This window comes from Burkholderia seminalis, assembly GCF_001718535.1.
GTDB lineage: Bacteria > Pseudomonadota > Gammaproteobacteria > Burkholderiales > Burkholderiaceae > Burkholderia > Burkholderia seminalis.
This window is the reverse complement of record NZ_CP013398.1, coordinates 2,136,375-2,162,678: the sequence shown is the minus strand read 5'-3', so window position 1 is coordinate 2,162,678 and position 26,304 is coordinate 2,136,375. Positions and strand designations below refer to the sequence as shown.

Below are 26,304 nucleotides of genomic sequence, written 5' to 3'. Positions count from 1 at the left end.
TCAATCGGAACACGCATGGATTTCAGAATCGGACAAGGCTACGACGTGCACCAGCTCGTCGAAGGACGCCCCCTCATCATCGGCGGCGTGACGATTCCGTACGAGCGCGGCCTGCTCGGCCACTCGGACGCGGACGTGCTGCTGCACGCGATCACCGACGCGCTGTTCGGCGCGGCGGCGCTCGGCGACATCGGCCGTCATTTCTCCGACACGGACGCGGCGTTCAAGGGCGCGGACAGCCGCGTGCTGCTGCGTGCGTGCGCCGAGCGCGTGAAGGCGGCGGGTTTCACGATCCAGAACGTCGACAGCACCGTGATCGCGCAGGCGCCGAAGCTCGCGCCGCATATCGACGGGATGCGCGCGAACATCGCGGCCGATCTCGGGCTGCCGCTCGATCGCGTGAACGTGAAGGCGAAGACCAACGAGAAGCTCGGTTATCTCGGCCGCGGCGAAGGCATCGAGGCGCAGGCCGCCGCGCTGCTGGTGAAGCAGGGCGGCTGACGGCTGCCGGTGCAATGAAAAATGCCACGCGTCGGCGTGGCATCGTCGTTTGAAGCGGGCGCCACGCGGCATGGCTGCCGCACGGCACGCGACCGCTTATTCGCCTTCGGCGGCGATCACCTGCGCGGCGGCGTTGATCACCGACGCGATGCGGCCGACGTCGCGCAGCTGCGTGACGGTCATGCCTTGCTCGTTCTTCAGCAGCGCATAGTGCGACTTCACGCAGAAGTGGCACTTGCCGACGATCGACGCGGCGAGCGCGTACATCTCGAACTTGCGCTTGTCGACACCGCCGTGCGTCGCATACGCGCCCATCCGCAGCTCGGCGCGCTGCGTCTTCAGGTCGGCGTCGTCGGCCATCTCGACATACGGATACCAGGTGTTGTTCATCCCCATCAGCGCGGCCGCCGTCAGCACGGCGTTCGTCTCTTCGGGCGACAGGACGCCGGCTTCGCGGATCGTCTTGATGAGCACGGTGCTCTTCGCCGCGATGGCCGCCGCCAGCGCGACGCCCACCGCGTCGGTGCCTTCGAGCGACGAGCGCGAGATCGTGCCGTCGAGGTTCAGGCGAATGTCCTTCGCGTAATCGGGGATACGTGCCTTAATCGAGTCGATGAATTCCATTGATATCTCCTATGGGTTGGCCGTTAAAAAAGCCCGCAGGCAGGACGTGCGCCGCGGGCTTCGTGCATCGATGCGCTTACAGCGTTGCGCCGCCGACTGCACGGTTGCACGGGCACAGTTCGTCCGTCTGCAGGCCGTCCAGAATGCGCAGGACTTCTTCCGGGCTGCGGCCGACGTTCAGGTTGTTCACCGAAACGTGCTGGATCGTGTTGTCCGGATCGACGATGAACGTTGCACGCAGGGCCACGCCGGCTTCCTTGTCGCGCACGCCGAGCTGGTCGATCAGCTCGCCCTTGACGTCGCCGAACGAGTAGTGGTTCAGCTTGTCGAGGTCCTTGTGCTCACGGCGCCATGCGAGCTTGACGAATTCGTTGTCCGAGCTGCCGCCGAGCAGGACGGCATCGCGCTCTTCGAACTGCTTCGTCAGCTTCGCGAACTCGACGATTTCCGTCGGGCACACGAACGTGAAATCCTTCGGATAGAAGTAGATGATCTTCCACTTGCCCGGGAACGACGCTTCGGTGACGGTCTCGAACGCCGACTGGCCGTTTTCCTCGTGATTGTTGAAGCCCGGCTTCGCGGCTACGACGGTGAAAGCTTCGAGTTTATCGCCCACGGTTTTCATGCGGATACTCCTGTGTGAATGGGGAAGAAGACTGAGTCAAGCTACCTCGGTGCTGCAACGATGATGTGACAGCATGAGGCAAACTATAACACTATTAGTAAAACACTTCAATAGATTTTGACTAACTATCCTCATAGCTTTTTTCAACCGGATCGATAGTGTGACGCGCGGGAGGCAGGCGCGAGCGTGTCACGCGGTCGCACGCGCCTTGCCGGCGCCGGGGAATTCGAGCGTGACTTCGAGGCCCGCGTCGGGGTTCCGGTTGCGCAGGCGCAGCGCGCCGCGATAGCGGCCGACGAGCCGCAGCACGATCGCCATCCCGAGGCCCGTGCCGTCCGCCTTGGTGCGTGCGGTGTCGACGCGGTAGAACGGGCGCATCACGAGCGGCAGCTGATCCTCGGGGATGCCGGGTCCTTCGTCGCTCACCGACAGCTCGACGCGCGCATGCGACACGCGGGTCTCGACCGTGATGCGCGAGACGCCGTCCTGCTTGCTCTGGCCATACTTGCGCGCATTCTCGACGAGGTTGCCGATCACGCGGCGCATGTCGGTCTCGTCCGCTTCGATGATCGCGCTCGGCGCGAGCCGCGTGCGGATCTCGACGCCGTCCTCGCCCGAGACGCGCGCGGCGACTTCCTGCGCGATCGACGACAGGTCGACCGGCTCGGGCTTGCGCTGCGACGGGCGCGCGTAGTCGATGAAGGCCGCGATGATGCGGTCCATCTGCTCGATGTCGTCGACCATCGCGTCCTTGGTCGCCTGGTCGGACGGGCTCATCTCGGTTTCGAGCCGCAGCCGCGCGAGCGGCGTGCGCAGGTCGTGCGAGATACCCGCGAGCATCAGCGCACGGTCGGCCTCGAGCTGTTCGAGGTCGCGCACCATCTGGTTGAAGCTGCGGTTGGTGTCGGCCGCGACGCCCATCCCGCGCTCGGGCAGCGGTTCGGGCGCCTGGCCCGAACCGACCTGGCGCGCGGCGAGCGCGAGCCGCGAGAACGGCCGGTTCACGAGGCTGGTGATGAACGCGGAGCCGAACAGCGACAGCGCGAGCGCGAACAGCCCCCAGCCGGCCCATTGCAGGCCCGTGACGTTGTCGAGCTGGTCGCGGTCGAGCGCGACCCAGTAATCGTCGTCGTCGATCTTGAAGCTGATCCACACGCCGGGAATGTCGTTGACCGACTGCGCGATCACGGTATCGTCGCCGAGGCGGCTGCGGATGTCGTGTTCGATCAGGCGGTTCAGCGATTCGTCGGGCTGCAGCTTGAACTTGTCGGTCTTTTCGCGCGGGTAGACGCGCACGCCCTCGTTGCTCTCGAGATCCTGCAGCAGCGCGCGCCGCAGATCGGGATCGGAATAGAGCAGGGCGGTGCGCGTGAGCTTGACGACCGCGACGAGCTGCAGCGCGACGCGCTGCGCGCGCGGCTCGCGCTCGATCACGCGAAAGCTCTGGAACCACGCGGCGAGACTGACCGAGATCAGCAGCGCGATCAGCAGGAAGGTGCGCCAGAACAGCCCGCCGAACGCGAGCTGCAGGAGGCGCCGGTCGATACGCATGGGACGGGCCGTGGACGGGCGAAACCGGGAGGGAGAAAGGTCAGGCGGCGCCGTCCGGGATGAACACGTAGCCGAGGCCCCAGACGGTCTGGATGAAGCGCGGGCTGCCCGGATCCGGTTCGATCAGCTTGCGCAGGCGCGAGATCTGCACGTCGAGGCTGCGGTCGAACACTTCGTATTCGCGGCCGCGCGCGAGCTCCATCAGCTTTTCGCGCGACAGCGGCTGGCGCGGATGACGCGCGAACACTTTCAGCACCGAGAATTCGCCGGTCGTCAGCGGGATTTCCTGGCCGGACTTCGTCAGCGTGCGCGTGGCGAGATTCAGCGAGAATTCGCCGAACTCGAACACCTCGGTGGTTTCCGACGGTGCGCCCGGCAGTTCGGCCGGCGCCTGGCGGCGCAGCACCGCATGAATGCGCGCGACGAGTTCGCGCGGATTGAACGGCTTCGGCAGGTAGTCGTCGGCGCCCATCTCGAGGCCGACGATGCGGTCGACGTCCTCGCCCTTCGCGGTGAGCATGATGATCGGCGTGCGGTCGTTGCTGCCGCGCAGGCGGCGGCAGATCGACAGGCCGTCCTCGCCCGGCAGCATCAGGTCGAGCACGAGCAGGTCGAAACGCTCGCGTACCCAGAGCTTGTTCATCGCGGTCGCGTTTTCGGCGACGTATACGTTGAAACCCTGTTCGCCGAGATAGCGGCGCAGCAGATCGCGCAGGCGAGGGTCGTCGTCAACGACGAGAATCTTGGAGGGGTTTTTCGTTTCCATGATCGGCATCTTATCGCGAATGGGAATTGACGCACGGCCACGTATTTTCGTGCGTTACAGTCGGTTACAAAATTTACCCGTAGTGTCGCGCCGAGTAAAGGCAGGCTATATAGATTCCTTTACTCGAAGCCGAAATTCGGTAGATACTCCCTGCACTCCATCTTTCATCTTTGTACACCCGATTTCCGCAGGGTTTTTCAAGTACCAGAGGTAGCCGGTTGCCGCGTGACGAAGGGAACAAATCGACCAAAGAAGCGAGGACGGTCATGCGATCTTTCCGGATTGCACTGACGCTGACGATCGCGCTCGCCGGTCCGTATGCGTCGAACTTCGCGTATGCGCAGCGCCCCGAGCAGGGCGCACCGTCGCGCAAGCTGCCGCGCGGCAAAGCGCCGCAGCCCGACCGTGCCGCCGAGGCGACGGTTCGTTCCGCCGTGCCCCCCGATCTCGAACAGCGCCGCCGCGACGGGCACATGACGCCCGAAGAGCGGCACCTGTTGCGCCAGCACATCGAAGACGCCGTTCGCGAGTTGTACAAGCGCTGACACGTGCCGTCCTTGCCCTGCGCGGCCCGCCCCGCGCAGAAAGAATTCGTAGCACTTTTTCGGTCAACTTTCGCGTGCCGAATGCCGTTGTACCGGCATCCGCACCGCCGGTGCGTTCCGGGAGAGTCCATGACGATGAAAGCGAACGCTGCCATACCGGCGTCGTCGCTTGCCATGCAGTCGCCGCTCGATGCCGACGACGCGCTGTTTTTCCTCAGTCGCACCGGTTTCTCTCCCGCGCCCGCCGACGTCGCGCGTGTCGTCGGCATGACGCGCGCGCAGATCGTGGCCGACACGCTCGGCAGCGTGCGCCGCGAACCCGTGACGACATGGCCCGACTGGATCGCCGAGCCGCCGCCGACGCGCGCGCAGCGCCAGGCGCTCACGCCCGACATGCGGCGCGACGAGCAGCGCGAGCGCAACCGCCGCTACGATGAATTGCGTGCCGCCTGGGTCAACGAGATGGTCGTCACGCCGTCGCCGCTGACCGAGCGCATGACGCTGTTCTGGCACGGGCACTTCACGTCGGGCCAGGACAAGGTGCCTTACCCGCAGACGATGGCCGCGCAGAACGCGCTGTTTCGCCGCGAGGCGCTCGGCAACTTCGGCACGCTGCTGCATGCGGTCGCGAAGGATCCGGCGATGCTGCAGTATCTCGACGGCGCGAGCAATCGCAAGGGGCGTCCGAACGAGAATTTCGCGCGCGAGGTGATGGAGCTGTTCACGCTCGGCGAAGGGCATTACACGCAGGTCGACGTGACCGAGGCCGCGCGCGCGATGACGGGCTGGACGATCGATCCCGATACGCTGCGCTTCGAGGTGCGGCCCGACACCCACGACGCCGGCGAGAAGACGATTCTCGGCGAAACGGGGCCGTTCGACGGCGACGGCTTTCTCGACATCCTGCTGAAGCGGCCGGGCACCGCGCGTTTCATCGCCGCCAAGTTGTGGCGCGAGTTCGTGTCCGACACGCCCGATCCGGGGGCGCTCGATACGGTCGCCGAACGGTTCCGCGCGAGCGGTTACGACATTCGCGCGGCGCTCGCCGCGCTGTGGTCGACCGACGCGTTCTGGGATCCGCGCAACCGCGGCGTGCTCGTCAAGTCGCCGGCCGAGTTCGTCGTCGGGTCGGTGCGGCTGTTCGACGTGGCGTACGGCGATCCGCAGATGCTCGCGAACACCGTGCGCACGCTCGGGCAGAACCTGTTCTATCCGCCGAACGTCAAAGGCTGGCCGGGCGGCGCGCTGTGGATCAACAGCACCACGCTGCTGTCGCGCAAGCAGTTCGTCGAACAGTTGTTCCGCGCGACGGAGACGGCCGGCATGCGCGTGCCCGCGCATCCGATGGCGCCGCCGCCGAATGCGCGGGCGCATGCGATGCCGGTGGCCGACATGGCGTCCGCGGCCGGCATGCGCGGCACGCCGGCCAGGCCCGCGCGCGGCGGGCTGCGGTTCGACCTCGAACGCTGGCTCGCGCAATATCGCGCGCGGCCGCAGGCAATCGCCGGATTGTCGACCGAGCTTCAGTTGCAGCACGCGGTGCTGCAACTGTCGCCGGTCGCGGCGATCGACACGGATTCGACCGGCAGCGCGTATCTCGAGGCGCTGCTGATGGATCCGGCCTATCAGCTGAAATGATGCAAACGACGACGAAGCGGGGCGCCGCCGCGGCAAACGTGCCGGACGGCGAACCAAAGGATGCGCGATGAACCGACGTGATTTTCTGACGCTGACCGGCGCCGCGGCCGCGGCCGGCGTGTCGATGTGGCAAGCGCCCGCGATCGCCGCTTCCGCGGCGCAGGCGGGGCGGCAACCGGCGGCCGGGTACGCGAACGTGCTGATTCTCGTCGAGCTGAAGGGCGGCAACGACGGCCTCAATACGGTGGTGCCGTACGCGGACCCGCTGTACTACCAGTTCCGGCGCAGCATCGGCATCAAGCGCGAGCAGGTGCTGCAGCTCGACGCGCACACGGGGCTGCACCCGTCGCTCGCGGCGTTGATGCCGCTGTGGCGTGACGGGCAGGTCGCGGTCGTGCAAGGCGTCGGTTATCCGCAGCCGAACCTGTCGCATTTCCGTTCGATCGAGATCTGGGACACCGCATCGCGGTCCGACCAGTATCTGCATGAAGGGTGGCTGACGCGCACGTTCGCGCAGGCGCCCGTGCCGCCCGGTTTCGCGGCGGACGGCGTCGTCCTCGGCAGCGCGGAGATGGGGCCGCTGTCGAACGGCGCGCGTGCGATCGCGCTCGTCAACCCCGCGCAGTTCATCCGGGCGGCGCGGCTCGCCGAGCCGTCGTCGCTGCGCGAGCAGAACCCGGCGCTCGCGCACATCATCGACGTCGAGAACGACATCGTGAAGGCGGCCGACCGGCTGCGGCCGCGCGGCGGCATGCGCGAGTTCAGGACGGCCTTCCCGGCCGGCGCGTTCGGCACGTCGGTGAAGACCGCGATGCAGGTGCTGGCCGCGTGCGAGGCGTCCGGGCCCGGCGCGCGGGATGGCGTCGCGGTGCTGCGTCTGACGCTCAACGGTTTCGATACGCACCAGAACCAGCCGGGGCAGCAGGCTGCGTTGCTCAAGCAGTTCGCGGAAGGGATGAGCGCGATGCGTGGCGCGCTGATCGAACTCGGGCGCTGGAACCAGACGCTCGTGATGACGTATGCGGAATTCGGGCGGCGGGTGCGCGAGAACCAGAGCAACGGCACCGATCACGGTACGGCCGCGCCGCATTTCGTGATGGGCGGCCGCGTGGCCGGCGGGCTGTACGGCGCGCCGCCCGCGCTCGGCCGGCTCGACGGCAACGGCAACCTGCCGGTCGCGGTCGATTTCCGCCAGCTTTATGCCACCGTGCTCGGGCCGTGGTGGGGGCTCGACGCGACGCGCGTGCTGCAGCAGCGCTTCGACACGCTGCCGCTGTTGAAGGCGTGACGCGTAAGGGTCAGCGGCGCCGCGACGCGCGCCACGCGATCCACAGTTTGCGGATCGGCGTGAGCGCGATGCGCTGGTGCAGCACCTGGTAGCCGTCGCGCTCGATTTCGTCGAGCAGCGCGCCGGCCAGCGCGATCTGCGCGCGCAGCGTGCGCTGCGCGCGGCGTTCGGACGCGGGGATCGCCGCGTCGGCGGCGGCGAGCGCTTCGCGCGCGCGGGCCGTCTGGAATTGCAGCAATTCGGTGAAGGCCGGGCTGTAGCGGCGATTCAGCAGATCGGCCGCGGTCACGTTGTAGCGCTGCAGTTCGTCGATCGGCAGGTAGATGCGGCCGTGGCGCGCGTCGTTGCCGAGTTCCTGCACGAACTGCGCGAGCATCAGCGCGCGGCCGGCCTCCGCGGCCCACGGCTGCGGGTCGGCCGGGTTCGCGGCACTTGCGCGCGCAACCAGTGACGCGAACGTGCCGCCCGCCTGAGCGATGTAGCGCTGCAGGTTCGCGAAATCGAGGTAGCGCGCCTGTTCGAGATCCATCCCGTAGCCGTTGACGAGCGTGCGCAACGCATCGGCCTCGGCCGCGATCGCCGGGTGATGCTGCGCGAGTGCCTTCGTGACGGGGTGCGACGGCTGCCCGTCGGCCAGCGCCGCGAGTTCCTTGTGCCACCACGCGAGCTTCGTGTGTCCGACGGTCGGGTCGCTGGTTTCCTTGACGGTTTCCTCGAGTTCGCGGCGCAGCGCGAACAGCGCCGTCAGGCGCGGCTGCGTGGCGAGCGGCGCCTGACGCAACGCGTAGTAGACGCTGGAGCCCGCGGGGGCGGCCTTTTGCTGACAGTAGTCGTCGAAGTTCACGGGCGGAATCGGGTGGGGGCGGGTTCGGGGGACGCGCGGCGGCGCGGTGCCGAAACGTCGAGCGCGGCATTCTAGCATCGCTGCACGATGGGTGCCGGCGGGGCGAGACAAGGCTGCACGGATCGGGTAGAATCTCGCGCTCGCCTGATCGGGCGTGCCGGTTTTCGGGCCGGCATGAAAGTCCCGGGCGCGTGGCGCACGCATCTTGCGTGCCGCGCGGTCAGGCGACGGAAATGCGCGTGAGTGGCGAAATTGGTAGACGCACCAGGTTTAGGTCCTGACGCCCGCAAGGGTGTGCCGGTTCGAGTCCGGCCTCACGCACCAGAAGTCGGATACGCACCCGTCAAGGGGCGGTTCCCCAAAAAAGCGCTGCCGGTCGACTGACCGCAGCGCTTTTTTCGTTTGATGGCCGTTTTTCTTGCCGGGACGCAGGTCCATATGGACGCACACGGAAATTCGGCCGCGTGTAATGTGTCATATCGCGATCGAATACAAGAAGCACAAATACACCGAGGGGCCGCCGATGAAGAACACCCTACACATCCCGATTTCCGTTCTGGCGCTGATGCTGTCCGCGCCGGCCATGGCCAATACGCCGGCCGACAACGTCGCATGGAGCGCGAGGCCCGTGCAGACGGTTGCATCGCCGTCGGCATGCTCCGCGTATTCCGGGCGGGTGATGTTGAACGGCGAGCCGTTGTCGACCGAGGGTGTGCTGAAAGTGCTCGGCAAGTCGCTGGCTGGCGCCGCACTGGGTGCCGTCGTCGGCGGATATCAGGGCGCGGCGCCCAATCCGTGCCCGCGTCCCGGCCTGTGACCGGCGTGCGAGCGAATCGCGGGGTTCGCCGCTTCATCTGCAACAAGCCCGGTACCAGGCGCGCCTACTCCCAGAAACTTCGGATCGCGACCGCCACGATCACCGGCACCGAGAACACCAGCGGAATGGCGAAATACTGCGCTTCGCGATCGACGACCCAACTGTAGATCACCCACGCCGCGCCGATCGCGAACGTGATGAGGCCGACCGTGACGGTGGCGATGTTCAGGACCAGCTTCGACGGCTGGCGGCGCGTTCTGGTGTTGTCGTTGTCATCGCGCGGGGACGATTTCATCGGAAGAGTGCGGCCTCGAGCCGGAACAGGGGTAAAGGCACAGGAAACCCCATCCGCACGGATCGCGCAAGGGCCGGCGCGGGCCGGCCCCGTCACGTCCGTTCCCGCGCGTTACAACCCGAACGACGCAGCCAGTTCGTCCAGCAGCGCGCGCTGGAACGCGACGAACCGTTCACCCGGCTGCTGGGCGATCGCGAGATCGAGCATCGGATCGGCGACGTCGGTGCGAATGCCGGCCAGTTCCTCGACGATCGCGAGTCCGCAGAATGGCACGTATGCCTCCGAATAGCCGCCTTCATGGACGATCACGAGCCGCCCGCCGCAATGGCGTTGCGCGGCCTCCTTCACCGCACGCGTCATGAACCGGTAGCTGTCGGTATGCAGTTGCATGCGCGCGAGCGGATCGACGGCGCTCGCGTCGAGGCCGCTTGCGATGACGATCAGCTCGGGCCGGAAGCGCTCCAGCGCAGGCAGCACGATTCGCTCGAACGCGTAGCGATACGCGTCGTCGCCGCTGCCGGCGAGCAGCGGCACGTTCAGGTTCGCGTCGATACCCGCGCCTTCGCCGCGATCGTCCGCGCCGCTGTAGCCGGGCGGAAAGCAGCGGTCCTGGTGCAGCGAGATCGTCAGCGTGTCCGGGTCATCGTAGTAGATCGACTGCGTGCCGTTGCCGTGATGCACGTCCCAGTCGATCACCGCGACGCGCTCGATACCGTGTTTCGCGCGAGCGGCCTCGATGGCGATCGGAATGTTCGCCAGCATGCAGAAGCCCATCGGACGGTCGCGCAGGCAGTGGTGGCCGGGCGGCCGCGACAGCGAGAACGCGTTGGCCGCGCGCTCGCCGACGACCGTATCGACGGCCGCGATCGCGAGGCCGGCGGACAGCGCGGCGATCTCGTAGCTGCCCTTGCCGAACGGCGCGAGATCGCCGAGGTCGCCGCCATTCGCGTCGCTGAGTGCGCGGAACGCGTCGAGATAGTGCGCCGGATGAATGCGCAGCAGGTCGGTGCTCGTCGCCGGCTCGGCGCCGCGCAGGTCGAGTTGCGCGGCCAGGCCCGATGCCTGGACGAGCGACAGGAAGCGGCGCTTCGAGTCGGGCGATTCCGCGTAGCCCGCGCTCGACGGCGGCTGGACCCAGCCGCCGACCGGGAAGAACAGCGCGTGCGTGCCGCCGGTATGCCAGAAGGTGCGTTCGTCGGTGAAGAAGGCAGTGCGATTCATGGATGCGTGACCTGTCACGGTTGGGGGGAAGCGGAGGCGCGCGCGCGGCGATCGATATGGCGCAGCGCGGCGAACGACACGATCGCGACGGCTGTCGCGGCGATGAACAACGTGCGCATCGTGCTGCCGGCGTCGAGCATCAGCCCGGCAAGCAGCGGGCCGGCGGCAAGGCCGGCGCCGATCACGAAATTGAGCGTGGCGACGAGCCGGCCCGACGTGTCGATCTGCGCGACCGTCGCGAGGATGAACGGCAGCACGAACGTCCACGCGAACTTGAACGCGAAGATCGCCGCGCTGTAGCCGCCGGTGTCATGCATCGCGGCGAGCGCGACGAGCGACGCCGCGAGCAGCGCGTAACCGGCCGCGAGCATCGCGCGTCGCGCGAGCCGGCCGCCCGCGCACGACGCGAGCGCCGCGCCGGCGATCCCCATCACGCTCGCGATCGCGAGCACGTTGCCGGTCGACTGCGGATCGAGCCCGGCGTCGGCCGCCGCGCGGCTCGCGAACGTCCACACGCTGCCGATCGCGAGATAGAACGTCAGCACCGCGCCGATGGCGAGCACGACGCAGCTTCGCGGCGTCTGCATCGCATCGCCGCGTGCGGTGCGCGCGGCTGCCGTCCGCGTACCGAGCGACGACGGAAAGCCGCGCGACAACGGCGCCGCGAGCAGGGCGAGCCCGGCGAGCGCCACGTACAGCGCGCGCAGCCCGAACGCGGCGAACACGTGCGGCAGCACGAACAGGCCGATCGCCCCCGCGATCAGCTGGCCGACGACCCACAGGCCGTACACACGGTCGCTGTTCTCGCTCGTCGCCGCGCTCGTCATGCAGAGCACCATCAGCGAACCGCCGCCGAGCGCGGTGACGGCCCGCAGCGCGAGCAGCGCGGCAAAGCCGGGCATCCACAGTGCGGTCAGCAGGTTGCCCGCGCCGAACAGCGCGATCGCGAAGGCGGCGACGCGGCGCGCGTCGACCCGGCCGAGCCACAGGTACGACGGCACGGTCGCGAGGCTGAACGCACCGAGTTCGACGAAGAAGTAGGTGCCGATCTGCGACGCCGACAAGCCGAGTTGCGTCGCGAGCTGACCGGCCACGGCCGGTGCAACGAGCAGCAGGAGCGGCGTGATGGCCGCGAACACGACGAGCGCGGCGAGCGTCGAGCGGGCGAAGGCCGGCGCACGGCCGTCGGGCGAGCATGCGGCATCCGGGGACAGGGTTTTCATGGCGGGATCTCGTTGGGGGAAGTCAGAACAGGTGGTACATGCCGACCATCGCGCCGAACTGCGACGCGCCGGCGAGCGGCGTCGGGTCGTACTCGTAGACGGTTTGCGAGCTCTGGCCGCTGTTGCGCGCGTAGCCGAGGTTCACGTACGCGACGGTGCGTTTCGACAGCGCGTACGTGGTGCTCGCGATGAACAGCGTCGGGTGGCCGATGGCGGGCGTGTGCGAATCGGTGTGGTAGACGCCCGCGTTCAGGCCGATCCCGCTCGACGTCTGGTAGCGCGCACCGCCCCAGACGATCGTGCGCGCCGCATCGAGGTCGCCGGTCAGGCGTTCGACGCCCGCATAGACGGTGAGCGGCAGCGTGGCGAACGCATAACGCGCGGCGAGCGTACCGAGTTCGCGGCGCCGCGCGGACGCGTCGTCGGCCGCCGACACGTCGCCGTGCGCCTGATGCAGCACCGCGCTGACCGACAGCCCGTTGCTCGTGTACTGGCCGCCGAGTTCGAGCACGCGTCCGGCGCGGGTATTGCCGGCGACGCCGGACGTCGCGGCGAGCGCCTCGACGTCGACACCCGCGAACGTCGGCGACTGGTACTTCACCGAATGGTCGATGAAGTTCGCCTGCATCGGCACGAGCACGCCCTGGCCGCTGTAAGACGCGTACCAGAGCGGGTCGTAGAACAGCGTCTTGTCGAACAGCACGCTGAACTGCCGGCCGAGCGTGACGGTGCCGACGGGCCCCGCGATGCCGACGTACGCGCCGCGGAAGAACGCGTAGCCCGGTGCGGTCGCGGTGCCGTCGTTGACGTTGAGGCCCTGTTCGAGCTTGAACAGCGCGCGCCAGCCGCCGCCGAGATCCTCGTGGCCCTTGATCCCGACCTGCGAAGGCAGGATGCCGTAGTTCTGCAACTGCACGGCCGAGTGGCGTCCGTCGGCATGCGTCAGGTATTGCACGCCGGCGTCGAGCGCGCCGTACAGGGTGAGGGCCGACTGCGCCTGCGCGGCGGCACTGCACGCGGCAAGCGTCGCGGTGGCCGCGGCCGTGCGGATGAAGCGGGATTTCGTCACGTGGGGTTCTCCATGCCGTGCTGCATCGGTGTGTCGTTGGTGTGGTCGCGACGGAGTGTCCGCAGCGGGAAAACCGTCGAACAGTCGTCCAGATGAACGGTGCGGAAAACCCGCGGTGCACGGCGTCAGCGCGGAGCGAAGCCGCGCAGCGGCGTGCTGCGGAGCAGCAACGTGCCGTGCACCGTTCAAATGGATGGGGCTGGCGCCCGTTCCGGCGCCGTGGCCCGCCAAAAAAGCCGCTGGCTATAATCGGCCGGTGCCGTTGCGCACATCAGCAGCCCGATCGGGCAGGGGAGCGGAAGGTGAGGATCACGACGGATATCGGGCAGGATCTCGACGCGCTGCGCGACGTGCCGGCCGCCATCGTGCTCGACGAATTCGCGTGGCCGCCGCTGCCGTCCCGGCGCGCCGATTTCGACGGCGTCACGCGCGGCGACGCGGCACAGCGCGAACTCGGCCTCATGCTGCTCGACCTGTACGCCGTGGCCGCGCAATCCGGCATCGGCGAATTCGAATGTCGGTTTTTTTCGCTGCTGCAGGCGCTCATTCCGTTCGACGCCGCGTGGACTGGCGTCGCGACCCACGCGCCGACCGGCCCCGTGATGCACAACAGCTTCCTGTACCGTTTGCCGCACGCGTTCTTCATCGACTGGAAGCGCGTGCGCGATTGCGATCCGCTCGCGCACCGCACGCTGCACGGCGCGCCTGGTCGCGCGGTGCGGCTCACGGTCGTCGAGCCCGGGCTCGATGCACGGTTTCGCGACTGGTGCGTGAAGTACGGGCTCGCGCAGCTGATGTGCGTATCCACGCTCGATCGCCGTTTCGGCCTGACGACGTTCATGTCGATTTACCGGCAGGGGCTCAATCGTCCGTTCGGCGACGACGATGCGCGTCGCTTCGAGGAGGTGATTCCGCATCTCGCGGCCGCGTTGACGATCAATCGCGCCGCGCAGCTCACGCGCGAGCGCGCCGAGACGGCGGCGCCGGCGGCGCGCGCGCTGTGCGACAGCTTCGGGGTGCTCCACCATGCCGATCACGGTTTCGACGACGTACTGCGCACCGAGTGGCCGGCCTGGGCCGGCGCGCGCGTGCCGGAGCCGCTCGTCGCGCACCTGCGGCGCCAGTCGGGCCAGCCTTTCGTCGGCGACGCGCTGCGCATCCAGTGCGTGCCCGTCGCGGGGCTGTTCCAGATCGAAGCGCGGCCGCGCTCGCTGCTCGACCGGCTGAGCCCGCGCGAGCTCGCGGCGATCCGCTATTACGGCGCCGGGCGGTCGCACAAGGAGGTCGCGCAACAGATGGCCATTTCGCCGACCACCGTGCGCCACTACCTGCGCTGCGCGTACCGCAAGCTCGGCATGCACGACAAGAGCCAGATCGCGGGCGTGCTGGGCGCCACGGGCGGCGTGGCCGACGACGCGCCCCTCGATGCCGGCGGCGTGCCGCGCTGACGCGAACGAGCGCGAGCGGGGGCGTGTGGCCCATTCCCGTGTAAATGGTTGTGCCCACAACTATTGAGCGTTATGCTCGTCAGCTCCCAGGAGACGGAATTCCATCATGAACGACACGAATTCAGGGTCGGTGCGCGCGGCGGTGGTCGGTGTCGGTGCAATCGGCGGATTGCTCGCGGCCGCGCTGTCGCGGGCCGGCATGACCGTGAGCGCATACGCGCGCGGCGCGACGCTCGACGCGCTGAACACGCACGGCGTGCGCGTGATCGACGAAGGCGGCGATGCCGCGTCGGTGCCGGTGCGGGCGAGCGACGATGCGCATGCGCTCGGCGTGCAGGACTACGTGGTGATCGCGCTGAAGGCGCAGGCGCTGCCGGCGCTGGCTGCGCGCATTGCGCCGCTGGTCGGGCCCGACACCGTGATCGTCGCGGCGATGAACGGGTTGCCGTGGTGGTTCACGCACGGGCTCGCGGGCTCGCTCGACGGCGTGCCGCTCGATGCGGTCGACCCGGCCGGCGCGGTGTCCGCCGCGTTGCCGCCCGCGCAGGCGATCGGCTGCGTCGTGCATCTGTCGTCGAGTACCGACGCGCCGGGCGTCGTGCGCCGCGGGCGCGGCAACCGGCTGATCGTCGGCGCGCCGGATCAGCGACTCGCCGCGGCCACGGCGCGGTTTGCCGCGGCGCTTGTGGCGGGCGGTTTCGACGTCGAGTCGACGCCCGCGATCCGGGCCGAGATCTGGACGAAGCTGTGGGGCAATATGAACATGAATCCGCTGAGTGCGCTGACCGGGTCGACGGCCGAGCAGTTGCTCGACGATCCGTTCACGCAGGCACTCGCGCTGCGGATGATGGAGGAAGCGGCCGCGATCGGCGCGAAGCTCGGCCTGTCCACGGGGATGAGCGGGCCCGAGCGGATCGCGGTCACGCGCAAGCTCGGCGCGTTCAAGACGTCGATGCTGCAGGATGTCGAGGCAGGACGGTCGCTCGAGATCGGGCCGATCCTCGGCGTATTCCCGGAGCTCGGCCGCAAGCTTGGCGTGCCGACCCCGTACTGCGACGCGGTGCTCGGACTGTTGCGCCAGCGCGCGGCGAACAGCGGGCTCTAGCGCGTGCCGGGCGCCGCCAGGCGCCGCCGCACGGCAGCGGCGAAGCGCGGGACGTTCGCCGCGCCCGCCGCGTGACGCAAAGCGGGCCACCCGCGTTGCCGGTCAAGCAACGTGGGCGGCCCGTCGAATTCGTCGGATCAATAGGGCTGGCGCGGCGCTCCTGATTCGGCTCAGTCGTCCCGCTCGGTGGCGTGCGCGACGACCTTGTCGAGCAGCCGCTCGAACGTCTGGCGTTCGCCGTCGGACAGGCAGGACAGCAGGCCGTCGTTCCACTTGCGCACGATCGGCATGATCTTGCGGTGCAGCGCGCGGCCGTCGGCGGTCAGCGCGATCAGCACGATCCGGCCATCCTCCTCGCTCGCGCTGCGCTCGAGCAGGCCCTGGCGCAACAGCGCCTCGGCTGCGCGGCTTGCCTGGCTCTTGTCGAGATTGGTGTGACGCGCGAGATCCATGATCGAGAACGGACCGAACGCACCGACGGCGGCGATCACGCGCGCCTCGGGCAGCGAGATGTCGAGCTTGTGCCGGTACACCTCGCCGATCCCGCGGTCGGAGCGCTTCGTGAGCGCATGGAGGCGATAGGTCAGAAACTGATCGAGCCCGGCTTGACGGCCTTTCATGTCGAATCCTGAAGAAAAAGGGCGGGCCCGATTGTTCCTGTATCGCACGCTCGGGTCAACGGTCAGTGTGCACCGTATTTCAGGCGCGTCAATTGTTCCGCTTCGTTCGCGAGCAGATTGGCCGCGTCGCGGATCGCGACGTCGAGCGTGATCGGCCCGGGAGCCGGCGAGAAGCAGCCGGAAAAATGCTCGGACAGGCGCGGCAGCGCGGCCGGATCGACCGCGCCCGACAGCAGCGACGCAGGCACGCCGGCGGCCCGCGCGTGACGACACGCGATGAACGGCGCCTTGCCGTGCAGCGTCTGCACGTCGGAGCGGCCTTCGCCGGTGATCAGCCAGTCGGCGCCGGCGAGCGCGGCGTCGAGTCCGACCTGGCGCGCGACGACTTCGGCGCCCGCTTCGAACCGCGCGCCGAGCATGTGCAGCGCGAAACCGAGGCCGCCGGCGGCGCCCGCGCCCGGCAGGTCGCGGCCGCGGCGGTCGAGCGCGGTTTCGAGCAGGTCGGCGAAGCGGGCGAGCACGGCGTCGAGGGTCGCAACCTGCTCGGGCGTCACGCCCTTTTGCGGGCCGAACACGGCGGTCGCACCGTGCGCGCCCGTCAGCGGGTTGTCGACGTCGGACATGCCGACGAATTCCGTGTCCTTCAGGCGCGGGTCGAGTGCCGACGCGTCGATGCGCGCGATATCCGCGAGCCGCGACGGCACGGGCTCGACCGGCTGGCCGCCGGCGTCGAAGCACTGCAGGCCGAGGCCGGCGAGCAGGCCGGCGCCCGCGTCGTTGGTGCTGCTGCCGCCGAGCGCGACGAAGAAGCGGCGCACGCCGTCGTCGAGCAGCGCGCGGATCGCCTCGCCCATTCCGCGCGTGCTGCGCGCGTCGACCGGCACGCTCATGCCGACCGCGTCGGTAATGCCGACGATCTCGGCCGTCTCGACGATCGCCGTGCGCGCGTCGATCACGCCGACCGCCGCGTCGCGTGCCGCGAGCGACGCGCCGGCCACCCGCAGCGTGCGCCGCGTGCCGCCGCCCGCCAGCATCGCGTCGAGCGTGCCTTCGCCGCCGTCGGCCATCGGGCAGCAGCGCACGACCGCGTCGGGCCGCGCGCGGCGGATGCCGGTGGCGATCGCGTCCGCGACCTGTTCGGCGGAAAGCGAACCTTTGAACGAATCGGGCGCGATAACGACGACAGGCGCGGACGGGTGTTGCGGCATGGTGTCTCCGGAAGGCGTGATTGGTGTGAAGAATGGCGGGACCGTCATGGCGGGTCACGCTCCATCGGAGCTTACAGGATGGCGGGGCTGGGGAGGATACGGCGTTCGGCATAGCCGCGATCCGCTCGCATTGCGGTGCGAGGGGCTGTCTGCCCGGCGGGGATGCAGGTGCGACGTGCTGATCTGGCGGTACGAGGAAAATTGTTTGCTAGAATAGTCGATTCTTCCGGCCAAAGCCGTGCTCCGAGCCGCTTGCGCTAGCCATCCGGCGCGTGCAGGGATGGCGTGGCGCTCCGGCGCGGCGAGCGCGTGCGACGCACCGCGGCCGCAGGCAGGCACGGCAAGGAAAACCCGATTCGCTCGAATAATTTTAGGACGATTGAAGCCATGGCTAACGTTGTTGAGAACCTCGGCAAGCTTGAACGCCGCGTGACGATTTCCCTGCCGAAAGACACGGTGCAGAAGGAAATCGACGCCCGTATCCAGAAACTCGCGAAGAACGTGCGCATGCCGGGTTTCCGCCCGGGCAAGGTGCCGCTGAAGATGGTCGCGCAACAGTACGCGGGTCAGGTCGAGGCGGAAGTGCTGAGCGACAAGATCGGCCAGGAATTCTTCACGATCAGCCGCGCGGAAAACCTGCGCGTCGCCGGCCAGCCGAGCTTCGAGCCGAAGCAGGAACAGGCCGAGGACGCATACGCGTTCGACGCGACGTTCGAGGTCTACCCGGAAGTGAAGATCGGCGATCTGGCGACGGCTGAAGTCGAGCGCTCGACGACGTCGATCGGCGACGCCGAAATCGACCGCACGCTGGACATCCTGCGCAAGCAGCGCGTGCACTTCCACGCCCGCGGCGAAGCCGGCGAGCACGGCGACGGCGGCGCGGACACCGCAGCGAAGAACGGCGACCGCGTGACGGTCGACTTCGTCGGCAAGATCGACGACGTCGCGTTCCAGGGCGGCACGGCCGAAGATTTCCCGTTCGTGCTCGGCGAAGGCCGGATGCTGCCGGAATTTGAAACGGCGGCGCTGGGCCTGAAGGTCGGCGAACAACGCACGTTCGACCTGAAGTTCCCTGAGGATTACCACGGCAAGGACGTCGCCGGCAAAACGGCACAGTTCACGGTCACGATGAAGAAGATCGAGTGGCCGCACCTGCCGGAAATCGACGCCGAATTCGCGAAGTCGCTCGGCATCGAAGACGGCGACCTCACGAAGATGCGCGCCGAGATCAAGGAAAACCTCGAGCGCGAAGCGAAGCGCCGCACGCAGTCGATCGTCAAGAACCAGGTGATGGACGCGCTGCTGAAGATCTCCGAACTCGAGGTGCCGAAGGCGCTGATCGAGCAGGACCAGCAACGCCTCGTCGAAATGGCTCGCCAGGATCTGGCGCAGCGCGGCGTGCCGAACGCGAAGGACGCGCCGATCCCGGCGGAAATGTTCGCCGAGCAGGCCGAGCGTCGCGTGAAGCTGGGCCTCGTGCTGGCCGAACTCGTGAAGGCAAACGGCCTGGAAGCGAAGCCGGAACAGATCCGCGCGGAAGTCGACGAGTTCGCGAAGAGCTACGAAGACCCGAAGGAAGTGGTCCGCTGGTATTATTCCAACCAGCAGCGCCTCGCCGAGATGGAAGCGTTCGTCGTTGAAAGCAACGTCGTCGATTTCGTGCTGGGCAAGGCGAAGGTGACGGACAAGGAAGTGAGCTTCGAGGCACTCGCGAGCGCATCGGCGCAAGCGTAAGTGCTGCTCTAGCGGCGTGCCGGCTGTCGGAGCGACGGCCCGCACGCCGTTTTTACGTCAAGCGCACGGTTGCCATTAATATGGCGATTGAGCGGGCGGCTTCCTTCCGTTCAATTTTCCATTCGAACAAGGTTCATTGAATGATCACTCGCGCTGAATTGCTGGACATGCTTGCTTCGAACGCGCCGCAGGGTTTCGAGGCGCAAGCGCTGGGGCTGGTGCCGATCGTCGTCGAAACGAGCGGCCGCGGCGAGCGTTCGTACGATATCTACTCGCGTCTCCTGAAGGAGCGCCTGGTGTTCATGGTCGGCGAAGTGAACGACCAGACCGCCAATCTCGTGGTCGCGCAATTGCTGTTCCTCGAGAGCGAGAATCCCGACAAGGACATCAGCCTCTACATCAACAGCCCGGGCGGGTCGGTGTCGGCCGGCATGGCGATCTACGACACGATGCAGTTCATCAAGCCGGACGTGTCGACGCTGTGCATGGGGCTCGCGGCCAGCATGGGCGCGTTCCTGCTCGCGTCGGGCGCGAAGGGCAAGCGCTTCGCGCTGCCGAACTCGCGCGTGATGATCCACCAGCCGCTCGGCGGCGCGCGCGGCCAGGCGTCCGACATCGAGATCCAGGCCCGCGAAATCCTCTACCTGAAGGAGCGGCTGAACCAGCTGCTCGCGCAACACACGGGTCAGGACGTCGAGCGCATCGCGCGCGACACCGACCGTGATAACTTCATGTCGAGCGAAGACGCGAAAGCGTACGGGCTGATCGATCAGGTGCTGCTGAAGCGCCCGTGACCTTAAGTGGGGTGCCGCCCCGATTCGCGCGGCGCCCCGGCGATGTTCCGCACGCGCCGAGCATCTGCGGCAAGCGCATCCGGCCGGCTCCGGTCGCGCCCTAGGCGCGGCGTCCGGAGCATTCGGCGTATCATGTCATTTACCTGTCCGGAGGCTCTACATTCATGGCGGACAAAAAAGGTTCGAACAGCGAGAAGCTGTTGTATTGCTCGTTTTGCGGGAAGAGCCAGCATGAGGTGAAAAAACTCATCGCGGGCCCGTCGGTGTTCATCTGCGATGAATGTATCGACCTCTGCAACGAGATCATTCGCGACGAGGCGGCTGCCGCCGGCGTCGAGGCCAGCCTGTCGCGGTCGGATCTGCCGAGCCCGCAGGAAATTCGCGACATCCTCGATCAGTACGTGATCGGCCAGGAGCGCGCGAAGAAGATCCTCGCCGTGGCCGTGTACAACCACTACAAGCGCCTGAAGCACCTCGACAAGAAGGACGACGTCGAGCTGTCGAAGAGCAACATCCTGCTGATCGGCCCGACGGGCTCCGGCAAGACGCTGCTCGCGCAGACGCTCGCGCGGTTGCTGAACGTGCCGTTCGTGATTGCCGACGCGACGACGCTCACCGAAGCCGGCTACGTCGGCGAGGACGTCGAGAACATCATCCAGAAGCTGTTGCAGAACTGCAACTACGAGGTCGACAAGGCCCAGCGCGGGATCGTCTACATCGACGAAATCGACAAGATCAGCCGCAAGTCGGACAACCCGTCGATCACGCGCGACGTGTCGGGCGAGGGCGTCCAGCAGGCGCTGCTGAAGCTCGTCGAGGGCACGATGGCGTCGGTGCCGCCGCAGGGCGGCCGCAAGCACCCGAACCAGGATTTCATCCAGGTCGACACGACCAACATCCTGTTCATCTGCGGCGGCGCGTTCGACGGTCTCGAAAAGGTGATCACCGATCGCACCGAGAAAACCGGCATCGGCTTCGGCGCGACGGTCAAGAGCAAGCAGGAACGCGACGCGGGCGAGGTGCTGCGCGAAACGGAACCGGAAGACCTGATCAAATTCGGTCTGATCCCCGAATTGATCGGCCGCCTGCCGGTGGTCGCGACGCTCGGCAAGCTCGATGAAGCCGCGCTGATGAAGATCCTGGTCGAGCCGAAGAATGCGCTCGTCAAGCAGTATCACAAGCTGTTCGCGATGGAGCGCGTCGAGCTGGAAATCCGGCCGGGCGCGCTGCAGGCAGTCGCCCGCAAGGCGATCCGCCGCAAGACCGGCGCGCGCGGTTTGCGTTCGATCATCGAACAGGCGTTGCTCGACGTGATGTACGAGCTGCCGACGATGAAAGGGGTCAGCAAGGTCATCATCGACGAGAACGTCATCGATGGCGACGGCAAGCCCTTGCTGATCTACGAGGACACGCCGAAGGTGGCGGGTTCGAACTGACCGGCTTGCCGACGATGTTCAGCGAAAAAGGCCGTTCATGAGACCGTGGGCGGCTTTTTTTCGTTTATCTTGTGGGTAACTCTGACTCGACACGCGGTGGTTACTTTCTTACCGAATATTTCCCGCACTTGAAGGCTTGCAATTCGTTGTGGCGGCCTCAATTACCGAACAATTGATTCCACTCATGGGGAAATGAAATGTCAGGCACCCAACTTCTTCCGCCGGAACGCATCACGCTCCCGCTGCTGCCGCTGCGGGATGTCGTCGTTTTCCCGCACATGGTGATTCCGCTCTTCGTGGGCCGGCCGAAATCGATCAAGGCCCTCGAAGCAGCGATGGAAGGCGGCAAGCACATCATGCTCGTCGCCCAGAAAACCGCGGCCAAGGACGAACCGACCGAAAAGGACATGTACGAGGTCGGTTGTATCGCCAACATCCTGCAGATGCTGAAGCTGCCGGACGGCACCGTGAAGGTGCTCGTCGAGGGCCTGCAGCGCGCGAAGGCGTTGTCGATCGAAGAACAGGAGACGCAGTTCTCCTGCGACGTGATGCCGCTCGAGCCCGATCACGCGGACAGCGCTGAAACGGAAGCGCTGCGTCGCGCGATCGTGTCGCAGTTCGACCAGTACGTGAAGCTGAACAAGAAGATCCCGCCGGAGATCCTCACGTCGCTGTCGGGTATCGACGAAGCAGGCCGCCTCGCGGACATGATCGCCGAGCGCCTGCCGCTGAAGCTCGACCAGAAGCAGCACATCCTCGAAATGTTCCCGGTCATCGAGCGCCTCGAGCACCTGCTCGCGCAACTCGAAGCCGAGATCGACATCCTGCAGGTCGAAAAGCGCATCCGCGGGCGCGTGAAGCGCCAGATGGAAAAGAGCCAGCGCGAGTACTACCTGAACGAGCAGGTCAAGGCGATCCAGAAGGAACTCGGCGAAGGCGAGGAAGGGGCGGATCTCGAGGAACTCGAGAAGCGCATCAACGCCGCGCGCATGCCGAAGGAAGCGAAGAAAAAGGCCGATGCCGAGCTGAAGAAGCTGAAGCTGATGTCGCCGATGTCGGCGGAAGCGACCGTCGTGCGCAACTACATCGACACGCTGATCGGCTTGCCGTGGCGCAAGAAGAGCAAGGTCAACAACGACCTGTCGAACGCCGAGCAGGTGCTCGACGAGGATCACTTCGGCCTCGAGAAGGTGAAGGAACGGATCCTCGAGTACCTCGCGGTGCAACAGCGCGTCGACAAGGTCAAGGCGCCGATCCTGTGCCTCGTCGGGCCTCCGGGTGTCGGCAAGACCTCGCTCGGCCAGTCGATCGCCCGTGCGACGAACCGCAAGTTCGTCCGGATGGCGCTCGGCGGCGTGCGTGACGAGGCCGAGATCCGCGGTCACCGCCGGACGTACATCGGTTCGATGCCGGGCAAGATCCTGCAAAGCCTTGCGAAGGTCGGCGTGCGCAATCCGCTCTTCCTGCTCGACGAAGTCGACAAGATGGGCATGGATTTCCGCGGCGATCCGTCGTCGGCGCTGCTCGAAGTGCTCGATCCCGAACAGAACCACACGTTCGCCGACCACTACATCGAAGTCGACTTCGACCTGTCGGACGTGATGTTCGTCGCGACGTCGAACTCGCTGAACATCCCGCCGCCGCTGCTCGACCGGATGGAAGTGATTCGTCTGTCGGGCTACACGGAAGACGAGAAGGTCAGCATCGCCCAGCGTTACCTGCTGCCGAAGCAGAAGAAGAACAACGGGCTGAAGGACGGCGAGATCGAGGTCACCGAGCAGGCGATCCGCGACATCATCCGCTACTACACGCGTGAAGCCGGTGTGCGTTCGCTCGAGCGGGAAGTGTCGAAGATCTGCCGCAAGGTCGTGAAGATGCTGTTGCTGAAGAAGGCATCGGGCGCGATCAAGGTCGACGGCGAGAACCTCGACACGTTCCTCGGCGTGCGCAAGTACGACTTCGGCCTCGCGGCGAAGGAAAACCAGGTCGGTCAGGTTACCGGCCTCGCGTGGACGGAAGTCGGCGGCGATCTGCTGACGATCGAAGCCGCGGTGATGCCGGGCAAGGGCAACGTGATCCGCACGGGTTCGCTCGGCGACGTGATGAAGGAGTCGGTCGAGGCTGCGCGTTCGGTCGTGCGCTCGCGTTCGCGGCGTCTGGGCATCAAGGACGAAGCGTTCGAGAAGCAGGACATTCACATTCACGTGCCGGAAGGCGCGACGCCGAAGGACGGTCCGTCCGCAGGCGGTGCGATGACGACCGCGCTGGTGTCGGTGCTGACGGGTATCCCCGTGCGTGCCGATGTCGCGATGACGGGCGAAATCACGTTGCGTGGCGAAGTGCTGCCGATCGGCGGGCTGAAGGAAAAGCTGCTGGCCGCGCATCGCGGCGGCATCAAGCTCGTGCTGATTCCGGAAGAGAACGTGAAGGATCTCGCGGACATTCCGGACAACGTGAAGAACGCGATCGAGATCGTGCCGGTCCGCTGGATCGACAAGGTGCTGGAACTCGCGCTCGAGCGTTCGCCGACGCCGCTGCCGCCGGAAGAAGAAGCGAAGGCGGCAGCACCGGTCGGCGAGGCGGCGAAGGATGCCGGCTCGACGGAAGTCGTCAAGCACTGAGACCCTGAGCGCCGTCGTTGCTGACGGTGGCTCACGAAACCCGCGGCGTGTCCGCGGGTTTTTTTATGGGCATCCCAAACGCATGTGCGGGCGTTTAAAAAAATTCACGTTCAGGCTTGGCAAAATGATCGGGGATGAATTAAACTTGCGGGCTCGCTGATTGTTGATGCGGAAACGCAGATCGCAGTCAGAACGAATCGGAAACGGGTGCTTAGCTCAGCTGGTAGAGCGGCGCCCTTACAAGGCGTAGGTCGGGGGTTCGAACCCCTCAGCACCCACCAGTTTCCCGATTCAGCCAGACCAAGGAGCGGTAGTTCAGTCGGTTAGAATACCGGCCTGTCACGCCGGGGGTCGCGGGTTCGAGTCCCGTCCGCTCCGCCAAACAAACAACCATGCCCGCCTCGTGCGGGCATTGTTGTTTGTGCGTTCGATTCGTGTGCGTGCATGACTGCGGGGATGATCGCCGGCAAGGCTCGACCTTGCGATGCCCGGCGAGCGGAGTGGCAGCAAACAATACGACAGGAAACGCCGGCACGCGGCCGCCGGAACGAAAAACCCGCGACGGCTCGAACGCGATCGCGGGTTTTTCATGGTTCTCGGCGCAGAGGTGCCGGTTTTCCGGCTCGCGCGGGGAGGCCTTACTGAACGCGTATCACCGGCGGCAGCTTGTAGGTTCCGTTCAGGAGCGGGGTGTCCGGCAGGTAGGTGCGCAGCGTCAGATTGAACGCGCCAGCGGGAGCCGGCAGCCAGTTGCTGGCGGGTACGCCCGCGGGTCGCACATGGCTGATGGTGAGCACGAGCGAGCCGTCGCTCGCGAACTGAAAGTTCGACGCCGGATAGGACAGCGCATAGATTCGATCGGGATTCGGATAAAAGAATGCCTGCGCCTGGTTCGTGCCGCCGTACAGCGTCAATGACCAGAAGGCGCGCGCCGGAGGAAGCTGTCCCGCCGGGAAGGTCATCTGATAGACGCCGTTGCCGTCGTAATTCGCCCCCGACGCGTTCGCCGCTCCCGTACTCGTGTAGTAAATCGCTTCGCTGCCGGGCAGCGCACCGAGGCCGTTCAGCGCAACGCGCGCCCGTAGCGTGTATTGGGTTCCATAGTTGCCGACATCGGCCGGACCGCCTGTCCAGCCATTCGCGTCGGTACTCGTCTGGGCGGCGGCTTGCTGCGTCCCGCCGCCCGTCAGACTCGCCAGCGCCTGTGCCGCGCCTGCGTCGATCGATGCCGCGTCGGCAGACGACGGGTTGAAGGTCTGCGTCGGGCCTATGCCTATCACGTCGAGCGCGTTCGTCAGCACGGCCGTATCCTGCGGCGTCGGCGGACTCTTTTTCAAGAGCCGGTTCACGTACTGAAAATACGATGGCCAGTTGGCATAACCGGGCGGCTTTTGCGTGTCCACGCTGTCCCACGCCGCGACACCGGTTCCGGCGGGTCGCGACACGACCAGTTGATTCTGGACGGCCCACGCCGCGGGATAATCGTTCGCATCGCTCACGTAAGTCCGCGCCAACGCCCACACCGCGTTGGTCGACGAGCGGAGCACGGTGATGCCTGCCGGGGCGGTTCCCTGCCAGTTCGGCCCCACGACCCAGAAGACCTTCGCGATGCCGTTGTCGGCGCTCGTGCCGCGAATCGCGAAGTTGTTCGTATAGGCATCCATCAGCGCGAGCGAGAAGTAGCGGGTGCCGCTGGCGGGCGTGTCGATCTGAACAGGGCCCGCGTCCAGTTGAAGCATGGCGATGGAATACAGCGTGTCGTGATTGGGCTTCGTCACCGAGGTGGACGAAGCATCGGACAGCTGGCGATTGTGCAGAAACGTATTCGGCGCGAGGCCCTGAGCGATGTAGCTCTGTCGCGTTGCGTAGAACTGGTACAGCGGGATCGTGAACAGCGTGGCGCTGTTCGCGGCATTTTCCGTCGCGACGGGCGAAGCGCCCGAGCTGTCGACGCTGTCCCCGTTGCAGCCGGCCAGCAGGCCGACGGAGGCAGCGAATGCGGCGAGGCGCGCGTGGTGAAGAAAACTCATCGAATGGTGCGGTATGGTCGAATGGTCGAATGGGCCGCACCCTTTCATCGTTCCGTCGATGAGCGTGGCACGGGCTGCACGGCGCGGAAAGCGTATCCGGCTTGCGATGCGGCACGAACGATCTATTTTCGATATGCAAAGTCCGACGACTCGTTAGGGCGGTATCGACCGATCAGCGTCGTGCGGTCGATCCTTGTCGTCTTTCCGGCCGTCGCATTGCTCGCGGCCAAAGACCCGGACGCGCATGCCAGGCTTGTGTCGTGTGCCCCGGTGTCCGGCGTCTTCCATTGACTGGCTCGAT

23 protein-coding genes and 3 tRNA genes are annotated in these 26,304 nt (G+C 66.6%); 14 read left to right on the top strand and 12 right to left on the bottom strand.

Annotated features, from left to right (window positions below; translation table 11 throughout):
• The first annotated feature begins 15 nt into the window (after positions 1-15).
• On the top strand, positions 16-501 hold the full coding sequence (gene ispF / locus WJ12_RS09770; protein ID WP_034188783.1) for a 2-C-methyl-D-erythritol 2,4-cyclodiphosphate synthase: 486 nt from the start codon (positions 16-18) through the stop codon (positions 499-501).
• Positions 502-597: 96 nt separating this feature from the next.
• Here the strand turns inward: ispF and WJ12_RS09765 are convergent, their stop codons facing one another.
• The 4 genes from WJ12_RS09765 to ompR all read right to left on the bottom strand — a co-directional run bounded on the left by WJ12_RS09765 (position 598) and on the right by ompR (position 4,076).
• The gene (locus tag WJ12_RS09765) at positions 598-1,125 is read right to left on the bottom strand and encodes a carboxymuconolactone decarboxylase family protein (RefSeq protein WP_011352388.1); all 528 of its coding nucleotides are present in this window, start codon (positions 1,123-1,125) and stop codon (positions 598-600) included.
• Between the two features lie 76 nt (positions 1,126-1,201).
• Complete coding sequence (locus WJ12_RS09760; protein WP_006478563.1) at positions 1,202-1,750, bottom strand: peroxiredoxin; 549 nt, start codon at positions 1,748-1,750, stop codon at positions 1,202-1,204.
• 189 nt (positions 1,751-1,939) lie between these two features.
• Complete coding sequence (locus WJ12_RS09755; protein ID WP_034188781.1) at positions 1,940-3,301, bottom strand: ATP-binding protein; 1,362 nt, start codon at positions 3,299-3,301, stop codon at positions 1,940-1,942.
• A gap of 40 nt (positions 3,302-3,341) precedes the next feature.
• On the bottom strand, positions 3,342-4,076 hold the full coding sequence (gene ompR / locus WJ12_RS09750) for an osmolarity response regulator transcription factor OmpR (protein WP_006478565.1): 735 nt from the start codon (positions 4,074-4,076) through the stop codon (positions 3,342-3,344).
• A 257-nt stretch (positions 4,077-4,333) separates the two neighbouring features.
• On the opposite strand from ompR, the gene WJ12_RS09745 reads away from it, so the two are divergent.
• The 3 genes from WJ12_RS09745 to WJ12_RS09735 all read left to right on the top strand — a co-directional run bounded on the left by WJ12_RS09745 (position 4,334) and on the right by WJ12_RS09735 (position 7,538).
• The gene (locus WJ12_RS09745; protein WP_034188780.1) at positions 4,334-4,612 is read left to right on the top strand and encodes a hypothetical protein; all 279 of its coding nucleotides are present in this window, start codon (positions 4,334-4,336) and stop codon (positions 4,610-4,612) included.
• Positions 4,613-4,747: 135 nt separating this feature from the next.
• The gene (locus WJ12_RS09740; protein ID WP_069245741.1) at positions 4,748-6,250 is read left to right on the top strand and encodes a DUF1800 domain-containing protein; all 1,503 of its coding nucleotides are present in this window, start codon (positions 4,748-4,750) and stop codon (positions 6,248-6,250) included.
• Between the two features lie 67 nt (positions 6,251-6,317).
• Positions 6,318-7,538 carry a DUF1501 domain-containing protein gene (locus tag WJ12_RS09735; RefSeq protein ID WP_069245662.1) on the top strand — a complete coding sequence of 407 codons (1,221 nt, stop codon included), beginning with the start codon at positions 6,318-6,320 and terminating at the stop codon, positions 7,536-7,538.
• 10 nt (positions 7,539-7,548) lie between these two features.
• Here the strand turns inward: WJ12_RS09735 and hpnD are convergent, their stop codons facing one another.
• On the bottom strand, positions 7,549-8,382 hold the full coding sequence (hpnD, locus tag WJ12_RS09730) for a presqualene diphosphate synthase HpnD (protein ID WP_034188778.1): 834 nt from the start codon (positions 8,380-8,382) through the stop codon (positions 7,549-7,551).
• Between the two features lie 237 nt (positions 8,383-8,619).
• Here hpnD and WJ12_RS09725 point away from each other — a divergent pair.
• A tRNA-Leu gene (locus WJ12_RS09725) sits at positions 8,620-8,706 on the top strand.
• A gap of 199 nt (positions 8,707-8,905) precedes the next feature.
• Positions 8,906-9,199 (top strand): hypothetical protein, encoded by a 294-nt coding sequence (locus tag WJ12_RS09720; RefSeq protein WP_069245740.1) that lies wholly within the window; start codon positions 8,906-8,908, stop codon positions 9,197-9,199.
• 64 nt (positions 9,200-9,263) lie between these two features.
• Here WJ12_RS09720 and WJ12_RS09715 read toward each other — a convergent pair whose 3' ends face one another.
• From WJ12_RS09715 to WJ12_RS09700, 4 genes are all read right to left on the bottom strand, one after another.
• Positions 9,264-9,494, bottom strand: coding sequence for a hypothetical protein (locus WJ12_RS09715; RefSeq protein ID WP_069245661.1), 231 nt, complete (start codon positions 9,492-9,494; stop codon positions 9,264-9,266).
• 111 nt (positions 9,495-9,605) lie between these two features.
• A complete protein-coding gene (locus WJ12_RS09710) occupies positions 9,606-10,715 on the bottom strand; it encodes a class II histone deacetylase (protein WP_069245660.1) in 1,110 nt (369 codons plus the stop codon).
• A 14-nt stretch (positions 10,716-10,729) separates the two neighbouring features.
• On the bottom strand, positions 10,730-11,938 hold the full coding sequence (locus WJ12_RS09705; RefSeq protein WP_069245659.1) for an MFS transporter: 1,209 nt from the start codon (positions 11,936-11,938) through the stop codon (positions 10,730-10,732).
• Positions 11,939-11,960: 22 nt separating this feature from the next.
• Complete coding sequence (locus WJ12_RS09700) at positions 11,961-13,007, bottom strand: porin (RefSeq protein WP_034188774.1); 1,047 nt, start codon at positions 13,005-13,007, stop codon at positions 11,961-11,963.
• 302 nt (positions 13,008-13,309) lie between these two features.
• On the opposite strand from WJ12_RS09700, the gene WJ12_RS09695 reads away from it, so the two are divergent.
• Together WJ12_RS09695 and WJ12_RS09690 are read left to right on the top strand one after the other, a co-directional pair.
• Positions 13,310-14,455, top strand: coding sequence for a helix-turn-helix transcriptional regulator (locus WJ12_RS09695; protein ID WP_049029568.1), 1,146 nt, complete (start codon positions 13,310-13,312; stop codon positions 14,453-14,455).
• Between the two features lie 106 nt (positions 14,456-14,561).
• Positions 14,562-15,560: a 2-dehydropantoate 2-reductase gene (locus tag WJ12_RS09690; RefSeq protein ID WP_069245658.1), complete on the top strand. Its 999-nt coding sequence runs from the start codon at positions 14,562-14,564 to the stop codon at positions 15,558-15,560.
• Positions 15,561-15,730: 170 nt separating this feature from the next.
• Here WJ12_RS09690 and WJ12_RS09685 read toward each other — a convergent pair whose 3' ends face one another.
• Together WJ12_RS09685 and WJ12_RS09680 are read right to left on the bottom strand one after the other, a co-directional pair.
• Positions 15,731-16,180 carry a MarR family winged helix-turn-helix transcriptional regulator gene (locus WJ12_RS09685; protein ID WP_069245657.1) on the bottom strand — a complete coding sequence of 150 codons (450 nt, stop codon included), beginning with the start codon at positions 16,178-16,180 and terminating at the stop codon, positions 15,731-15,733.
• Positions 16,181-16,242: 62 nt separating this feature from the next.
• Positions 16,243-17,388 carry a glycerate kinase gene (locus WJ12_RS09680; RefSeq protein ID WP_069245656.1) on the bottom strand — a complete coding sequence of 382 codons (1,146 nt, stop codon included), beginning with the start codon at positions 17,386-17,388 and terminating at the stop codon, positions 16,243-16,245.
• A 387-nt stretch (positions 17,389-17,775) separates the two neighbouring features.
• On the opposite strand from WJ12_RS09680, the gene tig reads away from it, so the two are divergent.
• From tig to WJ12_RS09650, 6 genes are all read left to right on the top strand, one after another.
• Complete coding sequence (gene tig, locus WJ12_RS09675; protein WP_034188768.1) at positions 17,776-19,122, top strand: trigger factor; 1,347 nt, start codon at positions 17,776-17,778, stop codon at positions 19,120-19,122.
• 140 nt (positions 19,123-19,262) lie between these two features.
• On the top strand, positions 19,263-19,916 hold the full coding sequence (gene clpP, locus WJ12_RS09670) for an ATP-dependent Clp endopeptidase proteolytic subunit ClpP (protein ID WP_010092137.1): 654 nt from the start codon (positions 19,263-19,265) through the stop codon (positions 19,914-19,916).
• A gap of 164 nt (positions 19,917-20,080) precedes the next feature.
• Positions 20,081-21,352: an ATP-dependent Clp protease ATP-binding subunit ClpX gene (gene clpX / locus WJ12_RS09665; RefSeq protein WP_006489345.1), complete on the top strand. Its 1,272-nt coding sequence runs from the start codon at positions 20,081-20,083 to the stop codon at positions 21,350-21,352.
• Between the two features lie 197 nt (positions 21,353-21,549).
• A complete protein-coding gene (gene lon / locus WJ12_RS09660; protein ID WP_012328699.1) occupies positions 21,550-23,973 on the top strand; it encodes an endopeptidase La in 2,424 nt (807 codons plus the stop codon).
• 205 nt (positions 23,974-24,178) lie between these two features.
• Positions 24,179-24,254: transfer RNA gene (locus WJ12_RS09655), tRNA-Val, on the top strand.
• Between the two features lie 23 nt (positions 24,255-24,277).
• A tRNA-Asp gene (locus WJ12_RS09650) sits at positions 24,278-24,354 on the top strand.
• 257 nt (positions 24,355-24,611) lie between these two features.
• Here the strand turns inward: WJ12_RS09650 and WJ12_RS09645 are convergent.
• Positions 24,612-26,003: a DUF1254 domain-containing protein gene (locus tag WJ12_RS09645; protein WP_167361871.1), complete on the bottom strand. Its 1,392-nt coding sequence runs from the start codon at positions 26,001-26,003 to the stop codon at positions 24,612-24,614.
• Positions 26,004-26,304: the final 301 nt, after the last annotated feature.